Origin of the sequence: Sulfitobacter maritimus, from assembly GCF_013346665.1 — a bacterium.
GTDB lineage: Bacteria > Pseudomonadota > Alphaproteobacteria > Rhodobacterales > Rhodobacteraceae > Sulfitobacter > Sulfitobacter maritimus.
The window spans coordinates 1-8,119 of record NZ_JABVBB010000030.1 but is presented as its reverse complement, the minus strand read 5'-3'; the positions used below and the strand labels follow the sequence as shown (position 1 = coordinate 8,119).

Genomic DNA, 8,119 nt, shown 5'->3' with positions numbered 1-8,119 from the left:
AGGGGATGAGCAGCTGGTCCCCTACCAAATATAAGACCAAGAATTGGTCGTCTTACAATGACAGCTTGAAGCGGCGCGGATCGTTGTCGATCTGGTTTGATCCGGAGATGGTGTGGGCGCCGCCGCCAAACGGCAAGCGCGGTCGGCAACAGCAATTCAGTGACGCGGCTATTCAAACGTGTCTAACGCTGAAGGTCCTTTTTGGCATGCCGCTCCGCCAGACAACTGGGTTCGTTCAAAGCTTGCTGCGGTTGGTCGGGCTTGATTGGTAAGCACCGGACTTCAGCACTCTTTGCCGCCGCCAGAAAACGCTGAACGTGAGCCTGCCGTATCGTGGCGGTGCTGGCCCGTTGAATCTTCTTATCGATAGCACGGGGATCAAGGCCGAGGGTGAAGGCGAGTGGAATGCACGTAAGCATGGCGGTTCTAAACGCCGCATATGGCGCAAGATACACATAGGTATCGACGAGGAAACGCTGGAAGTTCGGGCAGTCGAAGTCACCAGCAGCAACATCGGTGATGCTCCCATGCTGCCCGAACTCCTGACCCAAATCCCGCTCGATCAGGACATTGGCAACGTTACCGCAGATGGGGCGTATGACACCCGCAAATGCCACGAGGCGATTGCTGCCAGAGATGCCCATGCGGTGATCCCGCCACGCAAGAATGCAAAGCCCTGGAAGCCTACGAGCGCCGGAGCAATTGCCCGCAACGATGCGGTCCATGCGCAACGGTATCTGGGCCGCACGGTGTGGCGACGCTGGAGTGGATACCACCGCAGAAGCCGCGTCGAAACCAAGATGCATTGTATGAAACTACTGGGCCAATCGCTCATGACGAGGGACTTCGAAAGGCAAGTCGCGGAAATCCAAGTCCGCATCGCCATCCTCAACCGCTATACGGCTCTTGGCATACCTATCACTAAGCCCGTAGGCTAAATCCGTCTGGGGTAAGGGGAAGAACGTTTTCAACCCGATTTGTGCAACAAAGCCGTTCCAATAGCATCTATGGGCATGTTTAATCCTATCTGTTGCGACGACTGGTAGCGACGCGATTTCATGTGGTCCTAATAACAATCCCGCGCGCGCAGGATTACAGATCAAGTGTCAGCCGCTCGCTGGCACTGCCAGAGACGCAGGGCGTGATCCATTCTTCACGATCCTTCTTTGTCATCGTCAACTCGCGATGGATCGGCGTGCCTTCCAGCCAGCGGCACTTGCAGTCAAGACAGACACCGCCTTCGCAGGAAGCAGGCACATGGACATCGGCGGCCCGAAGGGCTTGCAACATCGTTTGTCCAGGAGCGACGGGAACGACCTGACCAGAGCGGGCAAGCAGCACTTCATAGGCCGGGTCGGCCCCCGCTGCGACGCCAAAATGCTCAACATGCAAACGGGCGCCAAGGCTACCGGCCGTGTCTTCGACCGCGTCCAGCATACGTGTCGGCCCGCAACAATAAAGATGCTCTTCGCTTGCAAGTTCCGCGACAACCTGCGCAAGATCAAGACGTTGGCCGCCTTCGCTAATATGAATCTGCAACCGGCTCCCCAAATCCATTTGCTCAAGCATGGCGGCAAAGCTCGCCTTGTCGCGGGAACTAGCGCAGTAGTGCAGCTTGAACGGACGGTCCATTGCGATCAATCCGGGCAAAGCGGATAGGAACGGTGTGATCCCAATGCCCCCGGCGATCATCGTAACCGGGGCGTCGTCCAAAATCGGGAAGGTATTGCGTGGGAGCGATACCAGCAGTTCATCTCCTACATGCAGCGCGTCATGCAACTCACGCGAGCCGCCCCGGCCATCTTCTTCGCGCTGTACAGCAATCGTGTAGGTATCGTCACAGGCGGGATCGCCCGATAGGGAATACTGTCGAATCAAGCCGGAAGGGAGGTGGATGTCGATATGCGCCCCGGCAGTGAAAGGCGGCAACTCCCAGCCTTCTGGGTCCTGCAAGTGAAACAGTTTTACGAGGGGATCGACCTGCTCAATCCGAGCGACGATTGTCGTGACGCGGTGAATTCTTTTGACCATGATCTTACTCCGGTTCGATAATATCGCCGAGGTGGATTTGCCCACCCTTTACGATCTTCGCATTCAGACCTGCCCGGTGAAGCAGCACTTCGTAGATTTCCAGGCCGGTGATCTGTTCGATATGACGGCAGGGGGTGGTCAGCCTTGTTGCTTCCACAATGCAAGCGCCAACCCGAAAGCGTCGCCCGACAAGGTGGTTCAGCGGCACACCGCGTGTCGTCACATTGCGCCGGTGCTGTTCCGGCCTCAAATCGATATCATGATCTCGTTTCAGCGCCTCAAGTGTCTCAGCTTCGAAGAAAGTGATCTGGCGGCCTTCTTCCGGTCGGTCAGAGTGGAAGGCTTCATTGATCGAATGCCGATCACCTTCGATCCCCAAACCTTCAATCAATTCCAGCGTTTCCACATTGCGCATCGGCAAAAAGGACCGCGGCGTGATATGTAGCCCTTCGATTTTTCCCGTGAACGTCATGCATAGGCCTCTTTACTGTTTTGGTATTTATCTGCCATTTCCGCCGACCCCTCTAAGGGGCGATAGCCGGGCAATGCCCGTATCCGTTCAATCCAGGCGCAGACTGCCGGGTAGTCATCAAGAGGCAACTCCCCGTCGCGCGCGGTTGCGATGTATGGAAAAACCGCAATATCGGCGATGGTGGGTCGGTCAAGACAGAGCCACTTTTTACTCTCTAGGTGGCTCTGTAATTGAGTGAGAACCTTTAATCCCGCCGCGGTCACCGCATCGATATCGATGCTGTCCTCCCCAGTCAGATGCCAAAGCCGTGCCATCTGTGGGCCGTTCGAAACCTCTTTTGCGGCGAAGGAGAGCCATTCAGCTATCTTTGCCATGCCAATCGGCGTGTTATCTGCCCAATCCGGCCCATATTGCGCAGCGAGATAGACAAGGATCGCCTGACTGTCTGAGATAGTATGTGCGCCATCCCGCAGCACCGGGATTTGCTGCATCGGGTTCATCTGTGTAAAACCGTTCTCTTTCGTGGCGCCATTCAGCACATCAACGAAAGTGGTTTCATACGGCAATCCGAGGCAGGCCAGCATCATATGGATTTTCTGGCAGTTCGCTGACATCGGGTGATCATAGAGAACACGGGTATGCTGGGCGTCGGTCATCAGACAGCTCCTATTGGAACAGATGGTTTAGGGATTTCGCCGCGTTGTCATTCGCAGGAGCAGCGACGTTTGGCGTGATTACGATTTCCCCAGTCGCTACGGCGTCTGGCTTCTCGGATGAAATCAAATTCGGATAGAAGAGGAGCAAGGCGATGACAGCGGCATTCATCGCGATAAACGGCAGGGGGCCAAGGTATATGTCTCCGGTAGAGATACCCTCCCTGCCCTGCGCCGGTATGGGCGCGACCGAGCGGAGGTAAAACAGAGCAAAGCCGAAAGGCGCCGTTAGAAAGCTGGTTTGCAGGTTGATTGAAATCAAAATGCCGAACCACAAAAGATCGACATCGAGTGCGACCGCTGTAGGCAGCAACAAAGGCACAACGATGAAAGCGATTTCAAAGAAATCGAGAAAGCACCCCAAGACAAAGATCAGGAGCATGGAGAAGACGATAAACCCCATCCGCTCTCCGGGCAGCATGGTCAGCAAACCATGCAACCAGCGATCTCCGTCCAAGCCATAAAAAGTGAGGCTGAAGAGCCGCGCGCCAATAAGGATGAAGTAAACAAATATGGTAAGCTGAGCCGTCCGGCGCAGCGCATCTGTCAACGCGCCCCCGCCGAGCCGCCCACGGGCCAGCGCAAGGATCATCGCGCCCACAGCGCCCATCGAGCCGCTTTCCGTGGGTGTGGCTATGCCAAGGAAAATGGTTCCAAGAACAAGGAAAATCAGCCCCAATGTAGGCACGATTGCAAAGACCGTCTGACGCCCGAGATCGGTGCAGAAGCGTCCGGAAAACACAGCAGCAAGCATTAAAGCAAGCGATCCTATCGCCACTGCGAACATCATTCGCCCGGCATTTGTCCCGAAAAAGCCGCTGCTTTGGTAGGTTATGTATCCGACCGACGATCCAAGTAGGATCAAACCGACAATACTGAGATAGTCTTGCCGCCGAACTTTGACTTCTGTCATTGCAGGCATTGCGCGCGGAAAGAAGATGGCGATCCCTACGATAAAGGTTGCGTATAGGCCGATCATCAACGCTGAAGGCACCAAAGCAGCATGATACATCTCTCCGACCGGTTTTCCGATCTGGTCCGCCATCACGATTAGAACCAACGAAGGAGGTACGATTTGCGACAGGGTGCCTGCCGATGTCACCGTACCGGCGGCAATCCGATGGTCGTAGCCCGAACGCATCATGATCGGCAGCGCAATAAGACCCATGGTCATGACTGACGCCGAGACCACGCCCGTCGTGGCGCCCATGATTGTACCGACTAGGATTACGGCAAAGCACAGCCCACCGCGCAGCGGGCCGAACAACTGCGCCACGGCGGCGAGCAGGTCTTCTGCGATTCCGGTCTTTTCGAACAGTGCGCCCATGAGGGTGAAAAACGGGACCGCGAGCAATGTATCGTTGCTGATGATCCCAAAAATACGGTCTGGTTGGGCTTTCAGCATGGGCCACGAAAGCGAGATGATATCAGGCGTCAGGGTATCGAACATAACCCCGATGGCAAAAAATAGCAGCCCGCCAGCAGCCAGCGTGAAGGCCACTGGATAGCCAAGTAGTAGCAGCCCCATGACCACAAAAAACATGAGCGGGGCGAGATTATGCGCAATCAGTTCAAGCATGAAACCTCAGTCCTGCGCAAAGGAGCGGATCGCGTGATAAATCTGCGAAATCGCTTGCAGGAGCAGAAGTACGAAGCCCAAGACAATGATGCCGCGCATTGGCCATACCAGCAGACCACCATAGTTAAGCGAAGCCTCGTTCTGGGCCCAGGACCTCACGAAAAAGGGCCACGACAGGATAACCATCGCGCCTGCAAAAGGCAGCAGCATGAGGCTATGGCCCAAGAGTTCGATCCATTTTCGCAGGCGTGGAGGAAAGGAAGCCGAAAATATCTCGATCCGAACATGGGCATTTTCACGCAGCACCCACGCCGCGCCCAGAACGATCATCGTACCGACGAGATACCATTGCAGCTCAAGAAACGCGTTGGAGCCGATCGACAGGAATTTCCGGGCCAGCGCGTTCCCTGCGCTGACCAGAACCGATAGAAACAACAACCAAATAGTGGCCCGGCCGATAGCCGTATTCATGCGGTCAATGGCTGTTGCGATGCGCTCCACCTGACTTAGCCTCGGTGCGCCGCGAGGAAGCTTTGCGCCGCGCCATCATTTACCGATGACCAAAGGATTTGATCATCCCTGAAGGCTTTCCATTGGGCGTAGATGCTTTTGAAATTTTCGTCTTTCGCGGCCTCTGCATCCAGCAGCTTGTCCGTGGCCGCCTGCATGGCCAACATGATCTCTTCGCTCCACGAGCGCAGCTCGACACCGGCACCAATCAAGCGGCGCAGCGCAGCAATGTTCAACGCATCATAACGTGCGAGCATCTCTGTATTCGCCTCCGCTGAGGCCGTCCGGAGCGCTTCTTTGAAAACGTCAGGCAACTCGTTATAAGCATCGAGGTTCGCAATCGCCGTGATCGACGCACCAAGCTCAAGCACACCGGGGGCGTAGTAATACTTTGCAACCTTCTGAAAACCGAGCCGCTCATCATCGTATGGGCCGACAAATTCGACAGCATCCAATGCCCCCCGCTCCATGGCGGGATAGAGGTCTGACCCCGGAATAGACTGAGGAACGGCCCCAAGTTCCGCGAACACCGAACCGGTCAATCCTGCCGCGCGGATGCGCAATCCTTTGATATCATCAAGCGTATCAATGGGCTTGCGGTACCAGCCCCCCATCTGCGCTCCCGAGTTCCCAGCAGGGAAGTTAATTGTGTTGAACTCCGCATAAAGGTCGCGCATCAGCTCCAGCCCGCCGCCTTCGTTCATCCATGCGTTGTGTTGACGGGGTGACATGCCAAAGGGAACGCCGGTATCAAACATCAATGCAGGGCTTTTACCCAGGTAGTAAAATCCAGCCGTAAAGCCGGCGTCGACCGTTCCATTCTGCGCCGCCTCCAAGACGCCTAATGGCGGTACAAGCTCGCCCCCTGCGTAGGGTGTGATCTCAAATGCGCCATCGGTAAGCGCCGCGACCCGTTCGGCAAGAAAGGTCGCGCCACCGTAAAGCGTGGCCAGACCTGTCGGAAAAGAAGTGGGCATGCGCCACCTTACTTTGGTTTTGGACTGCGCCAGCGCAGGCGTTGCCAATACGGATGCTGCTGTCACAGGCAACGCTGCGCCTCGAACAAGTAAATCGCGTCGTTTCATGATCCCTCCCTCTGTATGGTTTACACGTTGCCCAGAGGGCAACTTGTTGTCAATGAAAACGATGGATAGAATTAGACGGGCGGGTTAGCTTACTTCTGTGACAAGCAGTCGGCATGGATACGCGATTTGGTGAAAAAGGATGCCGGGATGAATTCTTCACTCGAACAACAGCGATTAGCGGGCAGCCATGCACGTGCTCTACGGCGCAAAATGGGATATACGCTTGAGGCGCTTGCGGACCAACTGAAGTTGTCAAAAGGTCATCTCTCTCGGTTCGAAAGAGGGGAAAAGGCACTGTCCGTCATGTCTCTTCTGCGTCTTGCGGAGGCCTTAGAGACGACGGTTGGCCAGTTGTTTGGAGAAAAAATCGGAGACGCGGACTTTCACGTTTTACGTGCTCAAGATGCTCAGTTTAAGCGGACCGGTCCGAGCGAAGCCGAGTATCGCTATGCGCTTCTGAGCGGTAAGAGTGAGCATAGTACCTTCCTTATCGAGCTGACGCGCGGAAAACAGCATGAAAGCAGGTCCCACCACGCAGGTCTGGAATTGCTGTTCATGCGTACTGGCAGCATACACGTCACCTTGGCTGATAAGCGCTTTGACTTAAATGAAGGAGACTACTTAGAATTCCCCGGCAGCATCCCTCACCTTATTGAAAGCAAATCGGAGTCGGCGTCTTTCTTGTTGGTCGTTGTCTGAAACAGATGGCTTTTTTGCACAAATAGGTTGATGGGATTCACTGTATGAATCCAGCGTGATAGCTGAGGGGATGAGCAGCTGGTCCCCTACCAAATATAAGACCAAGAATTGGTCGTCTTACAATGACAGCTTGAAGCGGCGCGGATCGTTGTCGATCTGGTTTGATCCGGAGATGGTGTGGGCGCCGCCGCCAAACGGCAAGCGCGGTCGGCAACAGCAATTCAGTGACGCGGCTATTCAAACGTGTCTAACGCTGAAGGTCCTTTTTGGCATGCCGCTCCGCCAGACAACTGGGTTCGTTCAAAGCTTGCTGCGGTTGGTCGGGCTTGATTGGTAAGCACCGGACTTCAGCACTCTTTGCCGCCGCCAGAAAACGCTGAACGTGAGCCTGCCGTATCGTGGCGGTGCTGGCCCGTTGAATCTTCTTATCGATAGCACGGGGATCAAGGCCGAGGGTGAAGGCGAGTGGAATGCACGTAAGCATGGCGGTTCTAAACGCCGCATATGGCGCAAGATACACATAGGTATCGACGAGGAAACGCTGGAAGTTCGGGCAGTCGAAGTCACCAGCAGCAACATCGGTGATGCTCCCATGCTGCCCGAACTCCTGACCCAAATCCCGCTCGATCAGGACATTGGCAACGTTACCGCAGATGGGGCGTATGACACCCGCAAATGCCACGAGGCGATTGCTGCCAGAGATGCCCATGCGGTGATCCCGCCACGCAAGAATGCAAAGCCCTGGAAGCCTACGAGCGCCGGAGCAATTGCCCGCAACGATGCGGTCCATGCGCAACGGTATCTGGGCCGCACGGTGTGGCGACGCTGGAGTGGATACCACCGCAGAAGCCGCGTCGAAACCAAGATGCATTGTATGAAACTACTGGGCCAATCGCTCATGACGAGGGACTTCGAAAGGCAAGTCGCGGAAATCCAAGTCCGCATCGCCATCCTCAACCGCTATACGGCTCTTGGCATACCTATCACTAAGCCCGTAGGCTAAATCCGTCTGGGGTAAGGGGAAGAACGT

General features: G+C 55.5%; 7 protein-coding genes and 2 pseudogenes. 3 read left to right on the top strand and 6 right to left on the bottom strand.

What is annotated here, in order from left to right; all coding sequences use genetic code 11:
- Positions 1 to 5 precede the first annotated feature (5 nt).
- Positions 6 to 938: pseudogene (locus HTT03_RS09060) on the top strand (IS5 family transposase).
- 154 nt (positions 939 to 1,092) lie between these two features.
- Here the strand turns inward: HTT03_RS09060 and HTT03_RS09055 are convergent.
- The 6 genes from HTT03_RS09055 to HTT03_RS09030 are packed head-to-tail and all read right to left on the bottom strand — an operon-like array spanning position 1,093 to position 6,282.
- On the bottom strand, positions 1,093 to 2,031 hold the full coding sequence (locus HTT03_RS09055; protein WP_174859528.1) for a PDR/VanB family oxidoreductase: 939 nt from the start codon (positions 2,029 to 2,031) through the stop codon (positions 1,093 to 1,095).
- Positions 2,032 to 2,035: 4 nt separating this feature from the next.
- Positions 2,036 to 2,503 carry an MOSC domain-containing protein gene (locus tag HTT03_RS09050; protein WP_174859527.1) on the bottom strand — a complete coding sequence of 156 codons (468 nt, stop codon included), beginning with the start codon at positions 2,501 to 2,503 and terminating at the stop codon, positions 2,036 to 2,038.
- On the bottom strand, positions 2,500 to 3,159 hold the full coding sequence (locus HTT03_RS09045) for a glutathione S-transferase family protein (RefSeq protein ID WP_174859526.1): 660 nt from the start codon (positions 3,157 to 3,159) through the stop codon (positions 2,500 to 2,502). The genes HTT03_RS09050 and HTT03_RS09045 overlap by 4 nt, the downstream gene beginning before the upstream one ends.
- Positions 3,160 to 3,169: 10 nt before the next feature.
- Positions 3,170 to 4,795, bottom strand: a complete 1,626-nt coding sequence (locus HTT03_RS09040; protein ID WP_174859525.1) for a TRAP transporter large permease — start codon at positions 4,793 to 4,795, stop codon at positions 3,170 to 3,172.
- 6 nt (positions 4,796 to 4,801) lie between these two features.
- A complete protein-coding gene (locus tag HTT03_RS09035) occupies positions 4,802 to 5,296 on the bottom strand; it encodes a TRAP transporter small permease subunit (protein WP_174859524.1) in 495 nt (164 codons plus the stop codon).
- A gap of 5 nt (positions 5,297 to 5,301) precedes the next feature.
- Positions 5,302 to 6,282: a TRAP transporter substrate-binding protein gene (locus tag HTT03_RS09030; protein ID WP_217482785.1), complete on the bottom strand. Its 981-nt coding sequence runs from the start codon at positions 6,280 to 6,282 to the stop codon at positions 5,302 to 5,304.
- A gap of 255 nt (positions 6,283 to 6,537) precedes the next feature.
- On the opposite strand from HTT03_RS09030, the gene HTT03_RS09025 reads away from it, so the two are divergent.
- On the top strand, positions 6,538 to 7,089 hold the full coding sequence (locus HTT03_RS09025) for a helix-turn-helix domain-containing protein (protein ID WP_174859522.1): 552 nt from the start codon (positions 6,538 to 6,540) through the stop codon (positions 7,087 to 7,089).
- Positions 7,090 to 7,159: 70 nt separating this feature from the next.
- Positions 7,160 to 8,092, top strand: a pseudogene (locus tag HTT03_RS09020) (IS5 family transposase).
- The last annotated feature ends 27 nt before the right edge of the window (positions 8,093 to 8,119 follow it).

What these genes read in the sequence shown, in the direction of transcription:
- HTT03_RS09040 (WP_174859525.1), bottom strand. Translation starts at nt 4,795, where the DNA reads ATGCTTGAACTGATTGCGCATAATCTCGCCCCGCTCATGTTTTTTGTG.
- HTT03_RS09055 (WP_174859528.1), bottom strand. Translation starts at nt 2,031, where the DNA reads ATGGTCAAAAGAATTCACCGCGTCACGACAATCGTCGCTCGGATTGAG.
- HTT03_RS09050 (WP_174859527.1), bottom strand. Translation starts at nt 2,503, where the DNA reads ATGACGTTCACGGGAAAAATCGAAGGGCTACATATCACGCCGCGGTCC.
- HTT03_RS09025 (WP_174859522.1), top strand. Translation starts at nt 6,538, where the DNA reads ATGAATTCTTCACTCGAACAACAGCGATTAGCGGGCAGCCATGCACGT.
- HTT03_RS09030 (WP_217482785.1), bottom strand. Translation starts at nt 6,282, where the DNA reads ATGCCCACTTCTTTTCCGACAGGTCTGGCCACGCTTTACGGTGGCGCG.
- HTT03_RS09045 (WP_174859526.1), bottom strand. Translation starts at nt 3,159, where the DNA reads ATGACCGACGCCCAGCATACCCGTGTTCTCTATGATCACCCGATGTCA.